This is a genomic window from Mucilaginibacter sp. P5_A4 (assembly GCF_056400605.1).
In genome coordinates this window covers 1-22946 of record NZ_JBFUKX010000003.1, presented here as the reverse complement: position 1 = coordinate 22946, position 22946 = coordinate 1, and the positions used below count along the sequence as shown (strand labels likewise).

At 40.6% G+C, this 22946-nt stretch carries 18 protein-coding genes and 1 tRNA gene; 4 read left to right on the top strand and 15 right to left on the bottom strand.

The features are described 5' to 3' along the window. Positions 1-5: 5 nt before the first annotated feature. Positions 6-461, top strand: coding sequence for a transposase (locus AC1DQW_RS02975; RefSeq protein WP_477452780.1), 456 nt, complete (start codon positions 6-8; stop codon positions 459-461). A gap of 976 nt (positions 462-1437) precedes the next feature. Here AC1DQW_RS02975 and AC1DQW_RS02970 read toward each other — a convergent pair. From AC1DQW_RS02970 to AC1DQW_RS02915, 12 genes are all read right to left on the bottom strand, one after another. Continuing rightward, positions 1438-2934, bottom strand: a complete 1497-nt coding sequence (locus AC1DQW_RS02970; RefSeq protein ID WP_477452779.1) for an MATE family efflux transporter — start codon at positions 2932-2934, stop codon at positions 1438-1440. A gap of 77 nt (positions 2935-3011) precedes the next feature. Continuing rightward, positions 3012-3971, bottom strand: coding sequence for a GDP-mannose 4,6-dehydratase (locus AC1DQW_RS02965; RefSeq protein WP_477452778.1), 960 nt, complete (start codon positions 3969-3971; stop codon positions 3012-3014). Positions 3972-3999: 28 nt separating this feature from the next. Beyond that, the gene (locus AC1DQW_RS02960) at positions 4000-4677 is read right to left on the bottom strand and encodes a CpsD/CapB family tyrosine-protein kinase (RefSeq protein WP_477452923.1); all 678 of its coding nucleotides are present in this window, start codon (positions 4675-4677) and stop codon (positions 4000-4002) included. Between the two features lie 374 nt (positions 4678-5051). Next, on the bottom strand, positions 5052-6653 hold the full coding sequence (locus AC1DQW_RS02955) for a SusD/RagB family nutrient-binding outer membrane lipoprotein (RefSeq protein WP_477452777.1): 1602 nt from the start codon (positions 6651-6653) through the stop codon (positions 5052-5054). 20 nt (positions 6654-6673) lie between these two features. Then, the gene (locus AC1DQW_RS02950; RefSeq protein ID WP_477452776.1) at positions 6674-10030 is read right to left on the bottom strand and encodes a SusC/RagA family TonB-linked outer membrane protein; all 3357 of its coding nucleotides are present in this window, start codon (positions 10028-10030) and stop codon (positions 6674-6676) included. 56 nt (positions 10031-10086) lie between these two features. Next, the gene (locus AC1DQW_RS02945; protein ID WP_477452775.1) at positions 10087-11253 is read right to left on the bottom strand and encodes an ROK family protein; all 1167 of its coding nucleotides are present in this window, start codon (positions 11251-11253) and stop codon (positions 10087-10089) included. Between the two features lie 431 nt (positions 11254-11684). After that, positions 11685-13301 carry a glycoside hydrolase family 43 protein gene (locus AC1DQW_RS02940; RefSeq protein ID WP_477452774.1) on the bottom strand — a complete coding sequence of 539 codons (1617 nt, stop codon included), beginning with the start codon at positions 13299-13301 and terminating at the stop codon, positions 11685-11687. A 413-nt stretch (positions 13302-13714) separates the two neighbouring features. Continuing rightward, a complete protein-coding gene (locus tag AC1DQW_RS02935; protein ID WP_477452773.1) occupies positions 13715-14671 on the bottom strand; it encodes a hypothetical protein in 957 nt (318 codons plus the stop codon). 584 nt (positions 14672-15255) lie between these two features. Further along, positions 15256-16068 (bottom strand): alpha/beta fold hydrolase, encoded by an 813-nt coding sequence (locus tag AC1DQW_RS02930; protein ID WP_477452772.1) that lies wholly within the window; start codon positions 16066-16068, stop codon positions 15256-15258. Between the two features lie 107 nt (positions 16069-16175). Further along, entirely contained in the window at positions 16176-16763 is a 588-nt protein-coding gene (locus AC1DQW_RS02925; protein ID WP_477452771.1) for a Crp/Fnr family transcriptional regulator, read from the bottom strand. A gap of 95 nt (positions 16764-16858) precedes the next feature. Beyond that, on the bottom strand, positions 16859-17275 hold the full coding sequence (locus AC1DQW_RS02920) for a hypothetical protein (RefSeq protein WP_477452770.1): 417 nt from the start codon (positions 17273-17275) through the stop codon (positions 16859-16861). A 27-nt stretch (positions 17276-17302) separates the two neighbouring features. Next, positions 17303-17899 (bottom strand): TetR/AcrR family transcriptional regulator, encoded by a 597-nt coding sequence (locus AC1DQW_RS02915; RefSeq protein ID WP_477452769.1) that lies wholly within the window; start codon positions 17897-17899, stop codon positions 17303-17305. A gap of 216 nt (positions 17900-18115) precedes the next feature. Here AC1DQW_RS02915 and AC1DQW_RS02910 point away from each other — a divergent pair, with 216 nt between their 5' ends. From AC1DQW_RS02910 to AC1DQW_RS02900, 3 genes are all read left to right on the top strand, one after another. Further along, positions 18116-19045 (top strand): alpha/beta fold hydrolase, encoded by a 930-nt coding sequence (locus AC1DQW_RS02910; RefSeq protein WP_477452768.1) that lies wholly within the window; start codon positions 18116-18118, stop codon positions 19043-19045. Between the two features lie 36 nt (positions 19046-19081). Next, positions 19082-19936, top strand: a complete 855-nt coding sequence (locus tag AC1DQW_RS02905; protein WP_477452767.1) for an alpha/beta fold hydrolase — start codon at positions 19082-19084, stop codon at positions 19934-19936. A 145-nt stretch (positions 19937-20081) separates the two neighbouring features. Continuing rightward, the gene (locus AC1DQW_RS02900; protein ID WP_477452766.1) at positions 20082-20960 is read left to right on the top strand and encodes an NmrA family NAD(P)-binding protein; all 879 of its coding nucleotides are present in this window, start codon (positions 20082-20084) and stop codon (positions 20958-20960) included. A 408-nt stretch (positions 20961-21368) separates the two neighbouring features. On the opposite strand, the gene AC1DQW_RS02895 is transcribed toward AC1DQW_RS02900, so the two are convergent. The 3 genes from AC1DQW_RS02895 to AC1DQW_RS02885 all read right to left on the bottom strand — a co-directional run. Further along, positions 21369-21920, bottom strand: coding sequence for a hypothetical protein (locus AC1DQW_RS02895; protein WP_477452765.1), 552 nt, complete (start codon positions 21918-21920; stop codon positions 21369-21371). Between the two features lie 543 nt (positions 21921-22463). Then, a tRNA-Ala gene (locus tag AC1DQW_RS02890) sits at positions 22464-22537 on the bottom strand. 102 nt (positions 22538-22639) lie between these two features. After that, the coding region (locus tag AC1DQW_RS02885; RefSeq protein ID WP_477452764.1) for an N-acetyltransferase family protein at positions 22640-22946 on the bottom strand (307 nt) is incomplete at its 5' end.

Sequence of the window (22946 nt, the reverse complement as noted above, 5' to 3'; positions counted from 1 at the left end):
AACCTTTGTTACAGCCAGAAAGCCACAAGCAAATCATTATCAATAGTTTAAAATTTTTGGTTGAGAACAAAAGAATCTGGCTGCACGGTTATGTGATTATGGATAATCATGTACATATACTTTGGTGCAAACAACCGGAATGGTTAAACAAAAATGTGCAGCAGCACTTTAGTAAATTTACCGCTCAGCAACTTAAATTCAGTATCATCAATAACTCCGGCAATCTTGATATGTATAAAAGCACGCAAGCCGACCGGGAATACCAGTTTTTGGAGCGACGGCCATTTAAGGCTACCATGTACAATCGTAAAGTATTTGAACAGAAATTAGACTACATTCACTATAATCCGGTTAAAGCCGGCTTATACCAATTCCCCGAAGAGTACCTATATTCTTCGGCCCCTTATTATATCCTCAATACTGAAAATGACCTCATTACACACTACATGGAACATATATAAAGGCAGCCATAAAATATATAAGATGTCACTGGATATGATAAGCCAACTGGAAGTGGTGCGGTGAAAACACCGACCACAGGCTGAAATACTGAAAATGACCTCATTACACACTACATGGAACATATATAAAGGCTGCCATAACTATATAAGATGTCACTGGATATGATAAGCCCAACTGGAAGTGGTACGGTGAAAACACCGACCACAGGCTGAATAAATAATTATTAAGACTAACCAAGTGGCTTTCCTGACTGGAGGGGCACTTGATTTTTTACTGTAAGGTCTTTTTATAAATTGCCATTGGCTATTGGCTTAAATCGGTTGGATAGTTTGTCATACTAAATGCGTTTGTCGTCGTTCACAATCACCTCCGGCATACCCTTTAGCAACCCCATTCACTAAGCAAACACCAAAGCAACTTTTCAATTTATTACTTACAGCGGGGGTTAATTTGCGCTAAGGGGCTTTAAAATGTTGAACGCAAAGTCACATTTATTTCAGCCTGTGGTCGGTGTTTTCACCGCACTACCCCCGGTATGCTTTTTCGCGCCCAATCACCAAGCAAAACACCAAAGCAACCTTTCTATTCAGCCTGTGGCCGGTGTTTTCAAGCTGAACGACAATCATTTTATCGAACTGTTTTCACCTGCAGTAACGCGACAAAAGATCGACTATATTCATCAAAATCCCGTTAGGGCATGATTGGTATACCGTGCCGAAGATTACATCTATTCAAGCGCATCCAATTATGCAGGTATTGATGGGATAGTTGATGTTGATTGTTTGTTTTAGTTATCCTGTAGTCGGAGACTACAGGCATAGTGGTTCGAAGTCTGAGACTTCGAACAGCGGGATAAAAATGGAAGTTGGTAAATCTCCTCCTGATTTCTATAAGCGCGAAATACGGGGTATAATGTAGTTAATAAAAAAATGACAAAAGAAATTTCCCGCATAATTAATTACCCATTAAACCAAATTATTGTTTTTTTATAAGTTTTAAAAACTGCACCCTTTGAGTTTTATCGATACCTTTAAAAAAAATGATGATAAGAAATACAATAAATGTTGCAAACACTTGCCAAATGTTTACTTTAATTAAAAATTTGTATTGAACAATTAATAAGAATGCTGTTATCACCACCAAGAGCAAAGTATAAACCCAATTAGGAGCAAAATCAGATAGTGAGCATTTCATTTTTAAGATTTTGAGTAGCCGGTAAAATGAATAAACTGCTACGGGTAAAATAGCAAATAAGTTACCGGCCACTATACCCAATAGCTGAAAGTATTTACCGGCTACAACCGTTATCAAAAGTCCTATTACGGTACTTACTATTTGCAGTCGACTATACCAGTTAACATTTCCAATAACAATAATTACATTTTCATTAAAATTTGCCAACGTATAAACTATCAAATAAATGGTTAATAGTATGGTAAAAATGTACCCTTCGTATTGCATATCCCCAACCCATAAATCAATAATAAACCTATGATATAATAAAATTCCACAACTCGCCGCAAATAATAATGTCAATTTGAACTTGAACGTTTTCGTAAAGGTATCCTTTAAGCCATCCATATCGCCTTTCGAAAACATAGCGTTCATACCTGGCAATAAATTATACATAATCACCAAAATCATCGTGTTAATCAACGAAATTGGGGTATACATTGAATAGTAATGTGAAGCTATATTTGCGCCCAAAATAACACCGGATATAAAAATCGTTGTACTGGTGATAATACGGGCAGAAACATTTATCAAGAAGGTGTTAATTCCAAACGAAGCCAATTCCTTAAACTTTGATTTATCCAATACCTTCCATGAAAGCTTTAATCCGGGATTTTTATACCGAAATATTACCATTTGCAAAAATGATGTTATAAAATCTCCAGCTATATTTGCCCCTACTATACCTGTTATACCAAATCCCAAACGTATAAATATTAAGGTAGCTAAAAACCTGATTAATACGCCAACAGTACTACAAATATTATACAGCTGCATGTTTTGCGACGCATATAAAGATATACCAAACATTAAAAGATAGAATCTGCAACCATACCAAATTCCCATAAGTATCATAGCCAACTGCCCATCATGTTGCATCTGGGCATTCAACTTTAACGAACCTGGAATTATAAAACTAAAAATTATTATTAATAAAAACATCAAAGATGAAACTCCCAGCAAATACCACCTTCCGATAGCAAATAAATTCCTAAATGACAATTTGTTATCATCAAGATGATAGGCTTGAGATAGATATCTTGATAAAGTGCTAAAAAAACCAAGGTCCAAAAGTGTCAAATAGCCGGTAAACTGAGCTATTGCCGCATAGCCCCCTAGGGCCGCAGAACCACTTTTTTTTAATAATAATGGTGCTATAAAAATTTGTAGCAACATTAAAACTATCTGGTAAATGTATTGCGTTAACAATCCCCAAAACACATTTTTATTTTTATCCATATGGATTATAATTCAAATTTTATAGTTCTTCCTTAAAATGGTGGGGTGAACAGTTCAAATTAAGGGACGTTAAAATTTTAGTTGAGAACGTTTTGATAATAAGCTGAATACCAGTCTAAAAATTTTCTTAGCCCGGTAGTAATATCTGTTTTAGGATTATAACTGAGCAATTTCTGGGCCTTTGAAATATCAGCGTAAGTACGGGGTACATCGCCAGGCTGATCTGGTAAACGAGTAATTATTGCCTTTTTACCGCAAGTATCTTCAATGGCACTAATAAGCTCTGTTAAGGTAACGGTTTGATGGTTTCCTAAATTGATGATCTCAAAATTGGATGACTCGTATTCTATAGCCGAAATTATACCACTTACTGTATCATCAATAAAAGTATAGTCTCTACTTGTACTTCCATCTCCAAATACAGGTATTGGTTCACCACTTAAGATAGATCTAAAAAATTTATGTATTGCCAAATCCGGCCTTTGAGATGGCCCATAAACAGTAAAAAAACGAAGGGCAATGAATCTTATGCCATATAAACTACTGTAAACATGCCCTAACATTTCACAAGAAAGCTTTGTTGATGCGTAAGGGCTTATTGGGAGGAGCTTTTGCTCTTCATCCCAAGGAATGTTTTCATTTACGCCATATACGCTACTCGACGAGGCAAAAACAAACTGTTTAATTCCTTGTTTACTTGCAAATTCAAGCAAATTTTGAGTGCCGGCTACGTTCACGTCCTGATACAACACAGGATTTATAATACTAGGCCTAACGCCAGCTTTTGCGGCCAAATGTACAATCGCATCAACGTGGCCAACCTTTAAAAGATCGGAAGTATTTCTAATATCCCCATCAATTAATTTAAAATTAGCAGCTTCTTTAAAAGGTTTCATATTGGATGCCTTTTGCTTAAGATCATAAAATTCTTCAAAGTTATCCAAACAAACTACTTCATACAGATTGCTACTTAATAATTTACTTATTAAGTTACTGCCTATAAATCCGGCTCCTCCGGTTACAAGTATTCTTTTCATTCAATAATTTAGTAAAGCTGAATTTATTTTATTTTGATCTATTAAAGATTTTCCCAAAAAAACCTTTCTTTGAACTATCTTCTTCGTAATAACCATAGCCATAACCATAACCATAGCCATAACCGCTGCCCTTTTCAATTGAATTATAAACGATATTAAGATTTCTAAATACTTTCCTCCTATAAAAATCATCTATCAACTCTACTTGATTTTTAAATGTGTAATCATGTCTAACAATAAACATAGTTGAATCGGCCCATTGTCCTAATATTTGAGCGTCTGTAACTAATCCAACAGGAGGGGCGTCAAGCATTACAAAATCAAACTCTTTTCTTAGCTCGCTTATTAAATTTTCAATATTACCGTTCAATAAAAGTTCTGCAGGATTAGGGGGTACCGAACCACTTGTTATGATATAATAGTTCTCTTGTTGTGGAATTGGCTTTATGATATCTTTATAATTAACTTTTCCAATAAGATAGTTGGATAACCCAACCGTATTTTCTAATCCAAGGGCTGAATGCAATTTGGGTTTACGCAAATCAAGTTCGAGGATAATTACTTTTTTTCCTGTTGTTGCCAAACTAGCTCCTAAGTTCAGAGACACGAATGATTTACCTTCACCACTTATATTCGATGTAAATAACAGTACTTTATTGTCCTGCCCTGACCCAATAAATTGCAAATTAGTGCGCATTGATCTTATCTGTTCAGATATTTTAGAGCGTGGCCCGAATATCTTGTTATTTATGATAATTGTTTCTTTAGCTTTAATAAAATCACCCCGCTGTATATGAGCAATTCTACTGATTATAGATTCGCCAATTTCGTTTATTTCGCAACTATTAAGTAGTCAATAAAATGTCTAACAATCCCTGAAAGGAAATTGATAAAATCAGAGTTTAAAAAGAAGGATAATTTGATATGCCCTTCATTCAGCCTCTGGTCGGTGTTTTCACCATAGCCGTTAACTGAACGGTTGCATTAAATGAACTCAAACCCCGGCTAAACACATTTAACAATAAAAAAAACCGCCATCTGTTTCCAGAGGGCGGTTTTTTTATTGTTAATTAACACTGATTACTTTACATCCCAAAATATTTTGGTTGTACGGGTATCTTTTGCTTTTACCGCATTGTAGTTAGTATTGTAACTGGTTTCAACCGTTGGGTATAAAAGTCTTGTTGGCGGATTTTGGTAATCTGTTTGAGTTGCCACCGGGAAGGTAAGCGCAGGATATTTAGTCCGGCGGTATTCGGCCCAGGCCTCATCAGATTGTAAAAAGCCATAATGTAACCATTTTTGCACATATATTAATGCAAGCCTGTTGGTCTGGTTTCCGGCTGTAGCATAATTAACATTTGCATTTGCTAAAAACGCGCCGATCTCTGTAGCGGTTGGCGCAACCTCAGAACCACCACCAATATTGTTCAAATAAAAATAGAAAGTGATAGATTGTTGTAAAGCTGTGTTGTATGCATCTGCCGCAACACCAAGGCCCCAACGCTCATACGCTTCGGCTTTTAAGAAGTTAACTTCTGAAGCAGTGATCACTATACCCGGCATTTTAATGTTATTTAAAAACGTAGCCGAATCTACAATAGCATATTTAGTAAAGGCGGTATCCTGCTGGCCCGAACCGTAGCTGATAGGCATCGCCCTAAAATCTTTATTTGGCTGAAACGTACCACCAACAGTTGCGCCATACTTATCAAACATCACCCTTATTCTTGGGTCATTTGCTGGTTTCATTACCTTGTTCAACTTATAATCAGGAGCCCAGTAACTATCAATTTCAGTTAATGCTGAAGATAATGTACTGCTGGTTGTGGTTGTTAACGGCTGTAAAAGTATATCAGAAGTTGAAGGACTATAGTTAGGGCTATTCGCACCATCTATAAGGGGATATTTTGCAGGATTGCTTAACATGGTTGTTACTGCCGCTTTAGCTGTTGCCTCATCAACGTTTGAGATGCGCATTAGCAAACGTAAACGTACAGAATTAGCATAAGCCTGCCATTTAGCAGTGCTGCCGATGTTTAAAATATCGGCTTTGTTAAATGCCGTCTTCACAGGGCTTGATAATTGTACAGCTCCAAAATAAGTTGCCGCTTCATCAAGATCACTGATAAGTGAACTATACAGTGTTTTAGCATCGTCAAAAACCGGGTTTTTAATAGTGCTTGCTGTTTCGAGGTTACCTGCCTGCGAAAAAGGAATATCGCCCCAGATATCGATCATCTTAGCAGCACGCTCGGCTAAAACTATTTTAGCTGCTTCCATATAAACCAACTGATCTGCCTGATCGGCTTTAGACAAACCCGCATATGCAGCCTGCATAGCACGGTAAAGAGCCATAGGGCCGCTGCCGTTACCGGCCGGGTAGTAAAAATCTGACCAGTATTGACCTATATAATCGTCCCTGTGCTTATAGGCTGTGGGTACATTATCAAATGTGGTTGTTTGGGCGTAAACAGATAACTGCGGAAAGAAAAATGTACGCAGGTTCCAGTAAGCGGGCCTTACACGATCGCTGTTGAGCATGGCGGTAAAAAAGCCGCTTACAATAGGCTTTGTTGACAATTCGGGGTTAAGGTAATTATCATTAATAGTTTTTTTACATGCGCTGAACGACACGGCAAGCGAAAGAAGGACAGCGGTGTATATAAATATTTTTTTCATCTTTTGATCAATTTGAATAATTAAAAAGTAGCATTTAAAGAGAAACCAAAGCTTCTTGTAGCAGGTACCGAACCATTGTCTATACCTTGGTTATACCATTGGTTTCCGATTGCTGTTTCAGGATCAAGATTTTTAAGTGTACGGTATATGTACAGTAAGTTGCGACCAATTAAAGAGAACCTGATTTTTGACATTCCTATATGCTGAACAAAACTTTTTGGCAAATTGTAACCCAACACAACTTCACGCAATTTGATGTAGTTGTTTTTGTAGATAGCGCTACCATCGTTCTGGCTGTTAGGATCGCCGGCCGAAAACTGGTTTTCGTAATAACTTGCAGCATCAATAATAGTGGTATTAGGGGTGTAAACACCTGCAGTGCTTGTTGCAACAACTCCCGGCTGTATTAAACCATCATGATATATTTTTTGCCCGGCAGGCCCGGCTGTAACATTTGAGGCCACCGGCACATAGGTGTCACCGTTGATATAGTATGGTAAACCGCCATGCGCCGCATCCCTGTATTTTAAGGTACTGGTATACATGCCTGAGCTTATACCATATTTTAATGGGGTCGAAATCATCTGGCCACCAAACCTGTAATCAACCATGGTGGTAAGCGAGAAATTTTTGTAGCTAAATGTATTAGAGATACCGCCAGAAGCCTTTGGAAGTATGTTACCAACTTTAATATATTTAGAGTTATCTGCGTTGTAATAACCGCTGGCATCAACTATTTTGTTGCCTTTGCCGTCTGTTTGCTGTCCGTAGGCGTAAATGTTGCCTAAGTCTTCGCCTGCTCTTGCCACTACTTTTATAGCGTTGCCTTCAAAGGTTGTACCTGGTAAAATCAACTCGCTTAAGTTATCTGCGAGCGAATAAACTTTTGTATGATAAACCGAATAATTTAAACGGATATCCCATTTAAAGCCATTAGATACAATTGGCGTTGCTGTTAAAGCAAACTCGGCGCCTTTGGTACCAATAGTGCCAACGTTTACAATTTGGCTACCTGCGCCATTACTTGGCGCAGCTGGCAAACCTAATATCTGGTTATTGATCTTGTTGGTATAATAACTTGCATCCAAACCAATCCTGTCGTTTAAAAAGCGCACTTCTAAACCAGCCTCATATTCGTGTTTCCGTTCTGGCTTTAAGGTGTTGTTACCATAATCGCCTAATAATGTAAGCTGTGGTACCGAACCGATAACTGTTTGCAACGAAGTTTGCGAGTAAGCTATGTTTGATTTGTATCTTGGAGCGGGGTTACCGTTTTGAGTATAAGAAAGCCTTAATTTACCATAGCTTAAAAACGATGGCATGGCGTTTTTAAACGCGTCTGTAAAAACAAAGCTTCCGTTAACCGCCGGGTAATAGTAAGTATTGTTTAGCGGCGGCAAAGTTGAAGATACTTCCTGGCGTAAAGCCCCCTCTAAAAACAGGTAGTTTTTGTATGACAGATCTAACAAACCGAAAACACCACGGCTATCTTCAAACTGCCTGGTATATGAAGTGCTTAATATGCCGGTTGAGTTGCTTAACGAAAAGAAATTCTCGGTTACTAAACCCTGTGTTGTTCCGGATGCTTCATCACGATAAGATTCGCGTCTGGCAGTAAAACCGCCGGTTAACGATACGTTAAAATCTTTTACAATATCTCTGCTATAGGTTAACAAAGCATCTCCGTATATTATAGAATAAACGCCGGTTGCCACGTTAAAGGCACCTGTACTGTTACCACCTGTATTGAAGGCTACGGGATAAGTATTATAGTTGTTGGCTTCGGTATTACGGGCAGTATAGTCATTACCTATCCTTCCGCGAAACTTAAGATGTTTTAAAATGTCCCAGTTTAGTGTGGCACTTGAGTATAACCTGTTCTCGTTTTCAGTATAGGTGTTTTTTAAAGTACTGAAAAAGTAATCGTACAGATTTGGCCGTACCCTGAAAACAAAAGCTTCCGTAGGATTATACTGCGGATTTTCTAAAGGTGCGTATTCAAACCCCTCTGATGTAAGGAATTTTTGTCTTACCAAATCCATCTTTTCGTTTCTGCCAAAAAAACCATCAAATGATTGGGCAAGCCTGTTGGTTTGGTACGGGCGGTTTTGTGTTAACGTATTTACATAGTTGGCAACTACATCTACACTTACTTTATCGCTTAATTTTAATGAACTGTTTAAGCTAAACGTATTTTTATGAACGCCTGATTCTCTTTGAATACCATTGTAATCAAGCCTGGTATAGGAAAACCTGTAATCAGCTTTATCTGTTTGGTTTGAGATAGATAAATTGGCGCTTGAGCTTGTACCTGTACGGAATATATCTTTGTAGTTATTAGGCTGAGGAGAATATGATTGTATGGAACCATCCCACCAACGCACCTGCTGCCCTTCCATTTTTGGACCAAAATCTGCATATGCCCTAAAGTTTGGCCTCCAGCCGGCAGGAGATTTTGTATCCGGGACAGAACCATCTTCATTAAAACCAAGCGAAAGGTTAGTTGCACGGTCATAACCCTGACCGTAAACATTCTGATAATTAGGTAAAAAAGCAGCTTGCTCCTGGGTAGCAACATAATTGAAATCTACACTTGGGCCTTTCCCTTTTACGCCTTTTTTGGTAGTAACAACAATTACACCCCCCTCACCGTCAGAACCATACAGGGCTGTAGCACTACCGCCTTTAAGTATGTTGATGCTCTCGATGTCGGATGGGTTAATGTCCAAAACACCGTTACCTTCTACACGCTGATCGTTATAAAAGCCACCGTTGTTAAAACCAGCTACGCCATACTGCTGTTGATTTCTGATAATTACACCATCTACAACGTATAATGGCGGCCTGTTATAGTTAATAGAGTTAATACCTCGAATTTGTACGGTAACAGCACTACTTGCACCACCGGGCTGGCTTCTAACAATAACCCCCGCGGCTTTACCGTATAAAGCCGATGCAAAGTTGGTGTTACCTGATTCGGTAATGTCTTTTGAACTGATAGTGCTTGTTGCGTAACCCAAAGATTTCTCTTGTTTTTTAATACCAAAAGAGGTTACAACAACATCTTTTAATTGATTGGTGTTTACAACAAGGATAACATTAAGCACCGTTTGGCCAGTAATGCTTACCTCCTTTGTACCATAACCAATAAGGGAAAACCTGAGTACGTCGCCGCTTTTTACGTTAATGGTAAACTTACCTTCAACATCGGTTTGTACTCCCGTGGTTGTACCTTTTATCATTACGCTAACACCTGGTAGCGCACCTGTTTCATCAGTAACCTTCCCGGTTACCGGAGCCTGAGCAAAAGCACTGTGCGATAGGATGATCAGCAGCAGTACTAATGAACATTTACAAACTTCGTAGAGTTTTTGCATAAAAATTTAGTGATTTAATGTATTTGTTTATTTGTTGTTGAATTTGAATTTGAACTTTAGAAAGTGATACATTGAATGTTTTCCATCACTAAGGCGGCACTGCCTATAAGCTGGGTGTTGCTTCTGATGGTAGATAGTACTACTTCGCTGTCATTTAATAGTACTGGTATGCATAGCTCATTGAGAGCTTGCTGTATTGGGGCCAGCCACAATTTGCCGGCTTCGCGGCCCTTGCCACTTAGAACAATGGCCTGGGGATTCATAATATGTACCAACACAGCCAGGGCTCTACCTATTTGATACCCGGCATTGGATATCAGTTTTATAGCCAGGTCATCGCCACTTTTTGCTTCGGCTATAATTGAATCGATGGAAACACGGCCATTATCATCAGCCGTAATAGTAGTGGTTTGCCCATCTTTTATAGCTGCCGCCGCTTCCTGTTCTAAAAGTATAAGTGAAACTTCGGTTTCCAGGCAGCCTCTTTTACCGCAACTGCATATTTTTTCATTTTTGAAAAGGGGTATATGGCTAAACTCACCTGCAAACCCGCTAAAGCCTCTAAAAATCTCGCCCTTTACAATCATCCCCAAACCAATACCCCAGCCTATATTGAGCACCATAACCTCCTTCTTCTCCCGCCCTATTCCAAACTTCAGCTCTGCCAGCGCTATAGCACTGGAGTCGTTATCAATAAAAGTGGAGTATCCGGTATGCTGAGCTATATAATCGCGGAGACTTCCCCCAGTATCTTTAAGGAAAATTTTATTGATACCTTTTTCAACATCTACAAAACCCGGAATTGATATTCCAATAGCACAAATTTTAGTGGTATCTATAGTTAACCTGGCAATAAAACCATTGATCTTTCTGATCAAACTATCGGTAGTTGTTGCTTTATCATACAGGTTAAATTTAAAGTATTCAACCTCTCCAATAAATTCGTTATGCGCATTTACCAGGCCAATTTTTGTATTAAATTGATCAACAGCTACTGATAGGATATAAAATTTGCCAGGTACCAGGGCGTAAAGTATGGGCTTGCGCCCCCCTTTTGAAGAAGCAAGGCCTTTTTCAATTACAATTCCTTCTTCTATAAGCTCGGTTAAGTTTTTTTGAGCATTGGGAATACTGAACCCCGTGATTTTACTGACCTCAGAACAACCGATCGATCCGTTAAAATACAATGCCTTAATTACAGATAAGTGATTTGAATTGTCCAATAACACTTTGATGTTGATTTTATGTTACGAAAATATAAATTCTTTTTTAACTTTCTAAAATATTTAATAAGTTTTTAATTTCAATAAAAAGACCAGACGCAATAAGGTACGCTCGGCACTTACTATTCATTAAGCAAAACACCAAAGCAACTTTTCTATTTATTCCTTACCTTAGGGTATGCACCAGGAAATTGAATTTTTAACAGCTACGTGTCTAAACCGACAACCTTTGTTACAGCAGTAAGCCACAAACAAATTATTATCAACCCTGTAGCCTGGAGACTACAAGCATATAGGCTCGAAATCAGAGAACAGCGGGGCCGCTATTCTCGAATGAGCTGGTCGACGGTCCAGTGATTTCCACATTCAAAAAGCAATTGAAATTCAATTAACAGAATTTGAAGTATCAAAACCCACAAAACGAAGCTTTACTATTTCTTTGTTTTTTCAGGTCCCGAGAACGTATAGTTAAAAAAGTCGACATCGACATATCCTTTTTCCTGTTTGTTATTGTAAGAATATATTCCCAGTCGATCACCCCTGTATGCCTCCCACATTAACTTGTACGCGAGCCCGAAATCCTTGAAATTCTTACCATCTGTACTATAAGAATACTGGCTAACACCATCAAGGCCCCAGACAGACCGCAGCCAAAGAACATTTTGATTTATTTGATCACCTTCTGTTATCTGGCCCTTTAAGTTGTATTCCAATCTTTTTATTTTGCCATCACAACGTACACCTATGGCCGAATAAGTTGGGTGTCCGAAATGAGTGAAACCGGCCTTTTGGCCGTCTGCCATTCCGCTTAAATCCAGTTTAACAATTACTTCGTTAGCCTTAGTTGACATAGACCGCTGCGTAAGGATATTACCCACCTTTGTAAGGTTGTCATTCTTTTTAAGCGAACCGAACGCGTAAAGCCTAAGCCACCCCTTTCTTTCTTGCAAAGACCACTTGCCTCCCCTCGGCTGGTAGTTCCACTCCCATTGCTCATTCAACCGGGTTCCCGAAAAAGAATCACTTGTTTGGGGAGTAATGATTTTTGTTCCGCTAACCGGCTTCTTGCCATCCCAAACCATGGTACCAACACCATCATCTCCCACTTTTCCTAAAATAGGCCATCCATCCACCCAGTTCACCGGGATTAAACTCATGACCCTGCCGAACCAATCTCCGTCTCCGTGATGGGTAAGAAAATACCAATCGCCATTCTGGGTTTGTACAATACCGCCCTGGTTGGGTGATTTTATATCATTTTGAGCATGGCTCAATTGCTTAACTTCGGTATAAGGCCCCCAAATATTCTTTGAGCGCTCCATCATTACAGTCCGGCTGTCGCCCTTCACTTCACTGAAAAAATGATAGTAGGTTCCATTTATCTTATAAAGTTTATTGGCCTCACTTCCCTTCGATTGATAAATAACCTTATCAGTCTCCTTAATGATATCTTTACCGTCGGCAGTAAGTTTAAAGAGATGTATTTTATAGCCATTTTTAAAATTTGTACCAATGAAATATCCCTGGCCGTCATCATCCCAGAAAGGACAACAGTCGTCCCAACCTGCTTCCCCGATGATTTTATGTAACGGAGCCCAGGGCCCTTCTATATTTTTAGCAGTTGTCACAAAATACCCCTCATCAGGCGTTCCGAAAAAAATCCAGAACTTACCTTTGTGATAGCGTATTGCTCCTGCCCAGATACCAGTACCGTACCGGTTCATCCGATTCCAATTCATTTCAGGAGATATTTGTGTAATATCCGGCACTGCATGGCCTTTTATCCTCCAGTTTACCAGATCCTTTGAATGAAGAATGATCATTCCCGGAGAATATTGAAAAGTAGAAGATATGGCATAATAATCATCTCCTACACGGATACAATCAAGATCGCTGTAGTCTGCCGGCAATACAGGATTCCGATAAGTGCCATTATTCTGATCTCCCCAGGTGGCCCAGGTGTTCCATTTTGGATTATCATTATCCTGCCCTCTTACTGATTTAACAGTAGCAATTAGGATGATAACAATAAGAAATTGCTTATACATAATTTGAAAACACTGAGCTGGCTGGTGTCCATAAAAACCTTGCACAGTTAATGCAGGTTCCGGTTTCAATACCGGTTGCCGCTGTAGTTAGCGTGTGGTCCATTTTTCGGTTGGCTTATAAAGGCTTTTGGCAAATAACTCTTATGTTGGTCAGTCAGGCTATTTGATTAAAACAAAACTATATAAAGTCACCCAAGTTGAATTACTCCAAACAGACTTTATTTTATACAAAACCGACTTTCATGCTGCTGCGCATTTTCCCTGGGGGAACGCCCCTCGCTTGAATTTATGGACAAATAAAGATGATAAACTGTGTAATTCGGCCTGGAAATTAAAACGCCGGAAACTTTGGTACCCGGCGTTTTAATTTTTTATGCTAACAATTGCAAAGGTAGATGATAGTTTTTTACAGGTTAGTCATTTATATGCAATGCTTGTTGTACCTCCTTATAGTTTTTGAGATTGACAACGCTGAGTGTGTGTACGCCACCCGGAATTATAATATACCTGAATTGGTGTGCGTTTGATATGTTGCTGTAAGCATTTGTACTACTGGTTAAGCTTATCCTTACATTCCCAACTGTGCAAAGTGCCGACCATGTATCAAGGTTAGGAGTAGCGCCACTCATATAATTAATTGCAATAGGTAAGGTACTCACCTGGTTAGTAGGCCATATAGCAGGATTATATCCATTAAGCCTGGCATATACCACTACTGCGCCATTGTCTAAAATAGCCTGGGTAATTTTAGAGGCAGCGATATCGGCTGTAAAGTTAATAGTGCCAAAAATGGTTGTTTTGGCATATGTAGCTGGGGTATACCAGTCAGAATATATTACATTAGCGGTTCCCGGGTCGCCTTTGGCTCCTTTTAGATTAATAGGTGAGGGCCATGCGCCACTTGCTTTGGGGCCGTAAAATAAGTAATTTGTAGAATTTAAGTAATAATCTCCATCTTTCCCTAATGAAGATGCCGGTGCAGTAGCGCCGCTATAAATTTTAGAGCCGGCGGTCCCTTGTGCTCCTGTAGCTCCTGCTGCTCCTGTAGCTCCAGCTGCTCCTGTTGCTCCTGTTGCTCCTTTCAGGCTGGTGGCTGCTCCCCATCCCGAACTTGTTTTAGGGCCATAAAAATTGCTGTTAGAAACGTCAAGGTAGAAATCGCCTGTGGTTCCCTGCGTTGCTGCAGGGGCGCCTGTGCCAGAGTAAATTTTGGTACCATCAGCACCGGTTGCACCAACAGCGCCTGCGGCTCCGGTTGTGCCTGCAGTACCTGACGGCCCCGCCGGCCCTACAGCGCCATCTTTACCACAAGAGGTAAGAATTACAGTTGCAGTAATAAATGTGAAAATTAAATGATTAAAATGTTTCATGGTAGTTTGATGTTTTAATTGTTTGTTAAAATATAAAAGGCTTTTCCTTAGCCTTATCTTAAATCGCATAGCAAAATAACAAGGTATTTTTGCTTCGGGCACGAGTTTAACTACGTGATTATCATGCGGATATTACGCCTTTTTCATTGCGTTTTACCCGTTACAATAGGAAAGTTTAATAAAGGCACAGCTATGCAACTGCTGAATGAACTTGTTCAGCCTGTGGTCAGTATTTTCACTGCTACCTCAGGTTTGCCTTTTTGCAACCCCAATCACTAAGCAAAACACCAAAGCAACTTTTCTATTTATTCCTTACATTAGGGAATGCACCGGGGAATAGAATTTTTCACAACTCGTGTCTAAACTGGCAAACCTTGTTACAGCAGTAAGCCGCAAACAAATTATTATCAACCCTGTAGTCTGGCGACTACAGCTATAGAAGCTCGATTCTCCGAACGAACGGCGGATCCGGGATATAACCTCCGGTTCCTGATGTTTTCATTATTGTGTGAATTAAATCCTGATCCCTTTCCCGGTTGCTCTTACCGGGTTACGGGATCAGGATCAATAATTACTTGATTAATCTATTGGCCTATTTTTGTTAAAAGGATACTTACTGAATCCGGTTTAGACAGGAACGGCGAATGGCTGGTATTTAACTGGTAGACGTTTTTGATCCCGGCCGCAGCGATCATCCGAACCTGTAAACCTGGTGATATCACATGATCCTGCAGGGTTTTAATATATACTTTTTCAACCGATCCGAAATTGGCACCGGTCAATATGATCTTATTCGTAAAAGGAATTGCAGGTTCGGCGCGATAATTTTTTAATACCAGGCTTTTGATCGCCTCGGTTCCATCCTGGATAAAAATGCCGGTAATATTGTCATGCACAACATCCAGTGTCAGCTGATCAGCCGATGGAATCAAGGATTTTCCCAATAGCGCATCAGGGTCGGTTTGTGCGAGATCTAACAGTGACTGGCCGGAAGCAGGCAGATAGGCCCCTATATAAACCAGCTTTTCTATTTTGGAAGGCACTTTTTCTGCGACTGCTGAAATAATCACACCTCCAAGACTGTGACCTACCAGTATTGCTTTTCCGTTTACTTTGGAAAGCGCTTCTATTACTTTGTCCCTGTAAACATCGATGCTTAAATTTTGCGGTGCGGTTTGGTCACTGCCATGGCCCGGCAATTCAACCACTATTACATGATTACCTGCTTTCTCCAGGCCTGACTTCACAGCGTCCCACACATACGGTGCCTGCCACGCACCGTGTACGAGCATATAGGTTTTTGTTTTAAAAATTTGATTGTTATCATCTTTTGAACATGCGGAAAACACTACTGTAAAGGATACTAATAACAGTAGTGATAATATTACTTTTTTCATTGTCTATGTTTTGCCTGATTGTACAGACAGGGCAAAACTATCCCTGAAATAGTGGGGAAACTTTAACCTGGGTTAAAATCGGTAGCGGATGCATCGAACAATAAAGTTCATTTATGCATCAGCCTTTTACGAATACGGCTCAAGGATGGCCCTTCAATTCCGAGATAGGAAGCGATATGGTAAAGTGGTACAGACTGCAGGATCTCCGGGTGCTGCTTAAGCATTTCCAGGTAACGTTCTTCCGCTGTTTTAAACAGAAATCCCTCGGTATTGTGCATGATCGCATGGAGTGCAGATTCTGCAAAGATGCGCCCAAACCGCTCCCAGGCCGGTGAAGTGCTGTACAAATGCTGCAGATTATCGTAATGAATATACAGTATTTCTGAATCGGTCATCGACTCGGTATAATATTCGCAGCTGGTTTGGCTTAAGAAGCTTTTAAAAGAACTCATGAACTGGTTGTTGGTGAAAAACAGCATATTCCTTTCCACCCCTGTCGGTTCATGGTACTTATAGATCCTGAAAACACCCGACACCACAAAGCCCAAATACTTACATACGTTTTTGTACTCATTGTAAAATTCGCCCTTTCGGTAATCTTTCTCTTGCCAAAATGGCTTTGATATCGCAAAGTCATTTTCCGACATTCCGGAAATTCCCCTCACCATGTTTTCCAATCGCTCTATTTTTTCCATTTCTTTAATTTGAAACCTTCCGGCTGATGTCAATAAATAAAAATGGCTGCTGAATATTCAGGCAGCCATTTATCAATCACACTAAATCAAGCAACTCATTCCTCAGATACCGGCTGAAGATGCCACATATCCTCCGGGATAATACCTTTTAACTGCTCATACATTGCATCCCTGAATAATCCGGTCACCGGGAACGGCTTAAAAGCGACAGAGCGGTACTTGATCTTCCCCTCCTCATTATCCACAATCAGCTCAAAACTGACCAGCTTATGCCCATTGATTTTGCCTTCCCAGATCAGCACCGTCTCGTTATCCTGCTTAAATTCGTGCGTGAACCGACCGTCGCGGACTGATGTGGAAGTGAGCATAACCTGCGCCACCAGGTCTTTGCCCTTCACTTCCCTGGAAAATATCGGGCTCGAGAAAACCACATCATCTGCGAGCAGCGCTTTTAGTCCTGTTAATGTCGCACCGGGCGACTCTTTGAATTGCCTTAATGGATGTTTTTTCATTTTTATTTTGTAGCTGATGTTGTCTATTTAATGAGTTTCTCCGGCATGTCCGTTAAGCTCACGTTTGAGGATGTCCATCAGCATTTTCATTTGCGAAATGTCCTGGGATACCCTGGCTACCAGGATTCCTCCCTCAATCATCGCATAGGCCTTCATCGCAAATTCTGTGTAGTTCCAGTCAGAATTAAATTCGCCGTCTTCAATCCCTTTTTCCAGGATATCCATCATGCCCTGCCTGACATCGCAGATAGTTTGATGCACCTTCTCCCGTATTACCGGACTGGTATCGTCGGCTTCCATACCGAAATTCATCATGGGACAGCCTCCCTGGACCGGAGGATTCATCGGGTCGCTCAGGTAATCCAGCAGTCCAAAAAACTTATCTTTTGCACCCGTATACTTATCTGCCTCTGCTTTAAACTTATCCGTCAACTGGCGGAGGTTCCAGTCAACAGCGCAATGGGTCAGCTCCTCCTTGTTCTGGAAGTGTACATAGAGGCTGCCCTTGGCCATTTTTGTGGCCTCCATAATATCTGTTACCGCAGTTGCCGCTATCCCTTTGGTGTTAAAGATCGGAGCGGTCTTTTCAATGATAAACTGCCTTGTTCTTTCCGCTTTGTTCATTATCTGACTCTGAATACAAAAGCAAATGTACAATGAACGATTGTTCATTTTTGTCATTAATAAGTAAATATCAATTCCGGCTATTCATAATGAACAATCGTTCATTTTATATTTGTCCCGTCGATCGTGGCTAGCATGAACGCATAATTATTAGTTTATAACACAGTACCCTCCGGATAGCCTGATCAACTATATGGCGGGTAAACACTTACTGATATGGAAAGAAAAGAATTTTTAAAACTTGGCTCAATTGCCGCCGCAGGGCTTGCGCTGCTGCCAAAAAGCAAGCTGTTAGCCGGCTCGGTCGGCACCTATACAGCCAGAACGGTACCTACCAGCTTTGTCGATGTACAAAGTGTAAAATTTGCCTATCGCAGGTATGGTAAAAAAAGCGGGCTGCCACTGGTACTTACCAATTACCTGACCGGCACTATGGATAACTGGGACCCGGCAGTCATTGACCGCTTTGCGAAGGACCGGGAAGTGATCATTTTCGACAATGCCGGCGTGGCAGCCTCAGCGGGCAAAACACCTGATACTATCGCCGAAATGGCAAAGGATGCCGCGGCATTTATTGATGCGCTTGGTCTGAAGAAAATCGACTTGTTCGGTTTTTCGATAGGCGGAATGGTGGCCCAGCAATTGACTTATGATCGTCCGGAACTCATTCGGAAACTGATCCTGTTGGGAACCGGCCCCCGCGGGGGTGAGCGGATGGCAGATTATTCGCCGCAGGTTTGGGCGCTGTTCAAAAAGCAGTACCCGCATCCTGATGAATTATTGCTGGATACTTTTTTTACACCGACCGCGAAAAGTCAGAAAGCCGGATGGGCTTATTTGAACCGGATCCGGGCGCGGGTAAAAAAAGATCCTGCGCTTACTGATAAAGTTGTGCCCGCACAGCTGGCAGCGATCTTCAGTTGGGGAAAACCTGCAGAAAATAGCTTTGATTACCTCAAAGAGATCAAACAGCCAACCCTAATCATACACGGAGACCAGGATATTATCTGTCCTACAGTTAACGCCCTGATCCTGAAAGAGCACCTGCCTGATGCCTCACTGATCGTTTATCCGGATGCTAATCATGCGCCGCATTACCAATACCCCGCGCAATTCCTGCAACAGGTAAACGAGTTCCTTCAATAAGGCTGATTCAAAGTAAACTTTTTAAATATAAAAATCATGAGTATTCACACCCATAATACTGCACCAACGCAGTTCGCAGATGTTAACGGCGTTTCATTCGCCTATCGCAGATTTGGAAAAGGCAGCGGCCTGCCTCTTGTATTTTTCCAGCATTTCACCGGAACTTTAGACAACTGGGACCCGGCCGTTCTTGATCCGCTTTCTGAAAACCGGGAAGTCATCATTTTTGACACCAGGGGAATCGCTAAATCAGGCGGTGACCCAAAGCACAGTATTGCAGAAATTGCTAAAGATGCTGAAGATTTTATTGACGCCCTCGAGCTTAAAAAAGTCGACCTGTTCGGCTTTTCCATGGGCAGCTTTGCGGCCCAGCAGGTAGCTGTGGATCGCCCTGAATTAGTTAACCGCATTATCCTGGTGGGTTCGGGCCCGAGAGGCGGCGAAGGACTGGAAACCTTCCTGCCGGAAGTATGGGCATTGTTCGACAAGCCCTACAATCAACCGGATGAGCTATTACTGGATACTTTCTTTGTACCAACAGAGAGCAGCCAGGCTGCCGGCCGGCAATTTTTGGAACGCATCAGGGCAAGAAAAGAGGACAGGGATATCGCCATAAGCGACAAGGTGGTACCGGCGCAACTTGCTGCAATCTCGGAATGGGGCAGGAAAAGCGAAGGATCATTTGAGTACCTGCAAAAAATAACGCATCCCGTGCTGGTAGTTAATGGTAAGCATGACATTATCTTTCCCACCGTCAACTCTTACCTGCTGCAACAGAACTTACCCAATGCGCAACTGATCCTATACCCGGATGCTAACCATGCCTCGCATTATCAGTTCCATGAACATTTCGTGTTGCAAGCAAAATTATTCCTGGATGGTAATACTTGATCAGTTTCCGGAAATCTGTCCCGCCATTAAAAAAAATGAAAATTGACCAGTAAAATCAAGGAGAACTTGCGGCAATTTTTTAATATAAAATATACCAAACGGTATTTTATTAAACAAACAGTTAGTAATTAACATTCAAATTAATATGATGAGCAATCAGCAAAAATTTTTGGTTACAGGAGCAACAGGTTACACAGCAGGCTATGTAATACCCGAACTGCTAAAGAGAGGCGTACAGGTACGTGGCCTGGTACACAAAATTGACGAACGATCCAAAAAATTGGAAGAACAGGGCGTCGAAATTGTGCAAGGTGATATCAATGATTTTTATGCGATAAGCAATGCGTTGCAAGGTATCACAGGGGTTTATTTTCTTTATCCGATCCTTACTCCGGGAATACTTGCCAGTACAAGTTATTTGATACAGGCTGCAAGGGAACAAGATGTTCGCAACATTGTAAATATGTCACAGATTTCTGCCCGCCGTGAGGCAAAAAGCAACGGTGCCAGGGACCATTGGGTTGCCGAGCGTATGCTGGACCTGTCAGGTCTTAAAGTCAGCCATATTCGTCCAACGTTCTTTGCAGAATGGCTGATATACAGCGACACGATCAAAACACAGGACAAAGTGATCCTGCCATTTGGCGAAGGCCGCTATGCACCTATAGCAGCAGAGGATCAGGGAAGAGTTATCGCAGAATTACTTTTAAACCCGGAAGGACATGAAGGTAAGATCTATCCGCTTTACGGACCGGTTGAGTACAACGTTTTTGATCTTGCCGACATCCTGAGCGAAGAATTGGGCAGGAAAATTACTTATGAACCCATAAGTATCGAAACTTATCAGGCAGAAGCTCCTAAGCAAGGTTACCATCCGCACTTTATTCAGCATATATCAAGTGTGGCGCAAGACTGCCGGGGCGGGGTGTTTGCGGGGACCAACTCAGCGGTAAAGGATATTACCGGTCGCGAGCCATTGGGCATGCGGGAGTTTATCCGTAAACACCGAGCCCATTTCGAATAAGCTTTTCATTTGATATCCTTAGACTTTGATAACGACGAGCTTGTTTCTCGTCGTTATCAAATATTAAAATCTCAGGCGGTAACACCAACGCAACTTTTCTATTTATTCCTTACATTAGGGAATAGAATTTTTCACAGCTATGTGTCTAAACTGGCAACTTTTGCTACAGTCAGAAAGTCACAAACAAATCATTATCAACAACTTAAAGATTTTTATACTTGAACAGAAATTAGACTACATTCATTATAATCCGGTTATATCCCCGCAGTTTGATCTCCGACTATTACTGTCCGGTAAAGCATAATCTACAATTTCGAACAGCGGAATATTAGTATCCAGACAACCTCGATATAATCCATGTTATCCGATCGGCGAGCTTCATTTCAAGATGGAAAAATCAATTGTTACTTATTGGGGCGCTAAATGTGAATTGTGATATGCATTGTGAAACTGTTTGCAAAGCGTCAGGATTTCCTCAGGCAAAATATCTAAACCACCTATCGGGTAATAATTACTACTCTTGCCGGGAGTTCCATTAATAAAAAGGGTATCTGTCCTTAAGATATAAGTGCCGCCCTGATCTCCACTTGGCCTCTCGCTGTAACTGGTATCCAGTCTGAAATTTTCTATGTCATCCCATTGAATCAGCTGTTCCTGAACTGGAAAAAATCTCCTTACTATAGCGAGCCCTCCGTATCTTTTGTGATTCCTGGAAAGTGTTAATCCTTCCTTTGCCAAGGTTATTGAAGGAGCTACCGGGAGCCTGGAAACCAAAAAACTCTCCAATGGTAATAGCAAAAGGGCTGCAATGAAGCAGAAAAAAAACCATACATCAAAAGCACCGAGCGGATGAATTATTCCATATATCGCCCAAATGATAGGAAAAATGATTACAAGTAAACACCCGATCCTTGTGTCCGCTTCCCCTTCTTTTGATTTTTTTATGATTACAGGTTCCATTTAGGAGCATCTTTGATTCTAATTAGGTGGACTTATCCCGACTGCATAAATCTATTAAATCATTTTTAAAATTGAAGATGATTGTTTAGCCTGTGGTGCTCACCGGACCTCCTCCCGTATACCTTTTAGCAGCCCCAATCACTGAGCAAACACCTAAGCAGCCTTTCTACTCAGCCTGCGGTCGTTATGTAACATACCCAACTTGCAGCGTAATCTAAGCTCTTGTCTCGCATCAATAAAATGAAAATACTTTTTTTTAACTCCTGAACACAATTTCGGGCAGCAAGTCGATTACCTTCTTATTTAACGGTTTAAATGATGCATATTTTACCCCTGTTTTACTTTTTTGCAAAATCAGAATTTAGATAGAAAATTTCTATCTATTCTCTGTGCTGACCCCTTGAAGACAATTTATCAATAAACATCTTATATTCAAACACTTAATAAGATTATAGACTTATATTGTGAATAAGTTATTTCGGAAAAAGGAGGTGATAAAGCATAAAAAAAGCACTTACAAATTCGTAAGTGCTTAATAATCAGTGGAGAATATCGGAGTCGAACCGATGACCTCTTGCATGCCATGCAAGCGCTCTAGCCAGCTGAGCTAATCCCCCATTTCGGGAGTGCAAATATATACCTTTAAGCCATAAAATAAAATCCTTAAGTAATTTTATTTTTTTGAAGCCCTGTTAGCATATATCATCCCTTTTTTGGGATCATTTTTCAAGAATTGCCGGATCATTGTCTAAAATCAGCTGCATGAATTTAAGATCGAGCCAACGGTTAAATTTATAGCCTACCTGCTTAAATGTACCAATTTGGATAAACCCCAATTGTTGATGTAATTGTAAACTTGCTTCGTTATCCCCATCAATACCCGCAATAATAGTATGCACAGACTTTTGCTTAACTGTTTCAACTAGCTGCATTAATAGCATTTTGGCAATACCCCGCCTACGGTAATCTGCATGTACATATACCGAATGTTCGATAGTATATTGATAAGCCGCCCAGGCCCTAAAG

What these genes read in the sequence shown, in the direction of transcription:
- AC1DQW_RS02970 (WP_477452779.1), bottom strand. Translation starts at nt 2,934, where the DNA reads ATGGATAAAAATAAAAATGTGTTTTGGGGATTGTTAACGCAATACATT.
- AC1DQW_RS02965 (WP_477452778.1), bottom strand. Translation starts at nt 3,971, where the DNA reads ATGAAAAGAATACTTGTAACCGGAGGAGCCGGATTTATAGGCAGTAAC.
- AC1DQW_RS02955 (WP_477452777.1), bottom strand. Translation starts at nt 6,653, where the DNA reads ATGAAAAAAATATTTATATACACCGCTGTCCTTCTTTCGCTTGCCGTG.
- AC1DQW_RS02950 (WP_477452776.1), bottom strand. Translation starts at nt 10,030, where the DNA reads ATGCAAAAACTCTACGAAGTTTGTAAATGTTCATTAGTACTGCTGCTG.
- AC1DQW_RS02940 (WP_477452774.1), bottom strand. Translation starts at nt 13,301, where the DNA reads ATGTATAAGCAATTTCTTATTGTTATCATCCTAATTGCTACTGTTAAA.
- AC1DQW_RS02935 (WP_477452773.1), bottom strand. Translation starts at nt 14,671, where the DNA reads ATGAAACATTTTAATCATTTAATTTTCACATTTATTACTGCAACTGTA.
- AC1DQW_RS02930 (WP_477452772.1), bottom strand. Translation starts at nt 16,068, where the DNA reads ATGAAAAAAGTAATATTATCACTACTGTTATTAGTATCCTTTACAGTA.
- AC1DQW_RS02925 (WP_477452771.1), bottom strand. Translation starts at nt 16,763, where the DNA reads ATGGAAAAAATAGAGCGATTGGAAAACATGGTGAGGGGAATTTCCGGA.
- AC1DQW_RS02920 (WP_477452770.1), bottom strand. Translation starts at nt 17,275, where the DNA reads ATGAAAAAACATCCATTAAGGCAATTCAAAGAGTCGCCCGGTGCGACA.
- AC1DQW_RS02915 (WP_477452769.1), bottom strand. Translation starts at nt 17,899, where the DNA reads ATGAACAAAGCGGAAAGAACAAGGCAGTTTATCATTGAAAAGACCGCT.
- AC1DQW_RS02910 (WP_477452768.1), top strand. Translation starts at nt 18,116, where the DNA reads ATGGAAAGAAAAGAATTTTTAAAACTTGGCTCAATTGCCGCCGCAGGG.
- AC1DQW_RS02905 (WP_477452767.1), top strand. Translation starts at nt 19,082, where the DNA reads ATGAGTATTCACACCCATAATACTGCACCAACGCAGTTCGCAGATGTT.
- AC1DQW_RS02900 (WP_477452766.1), top strand. Translation starts at nt 20,082, where the DNA reads ATGATGAGCAATCAGCAAAAATTTTTGGTTACAGGAGCAACAGGTTAC.
- AC1DQW_RS02895 (WP_477452765.1), bottom strand. Translation starts at nt 21,920, where the DNA reads ATGGAACCTGTAATCATAAAAAAATCAAAAGAAGGGGAAGCGGACACA.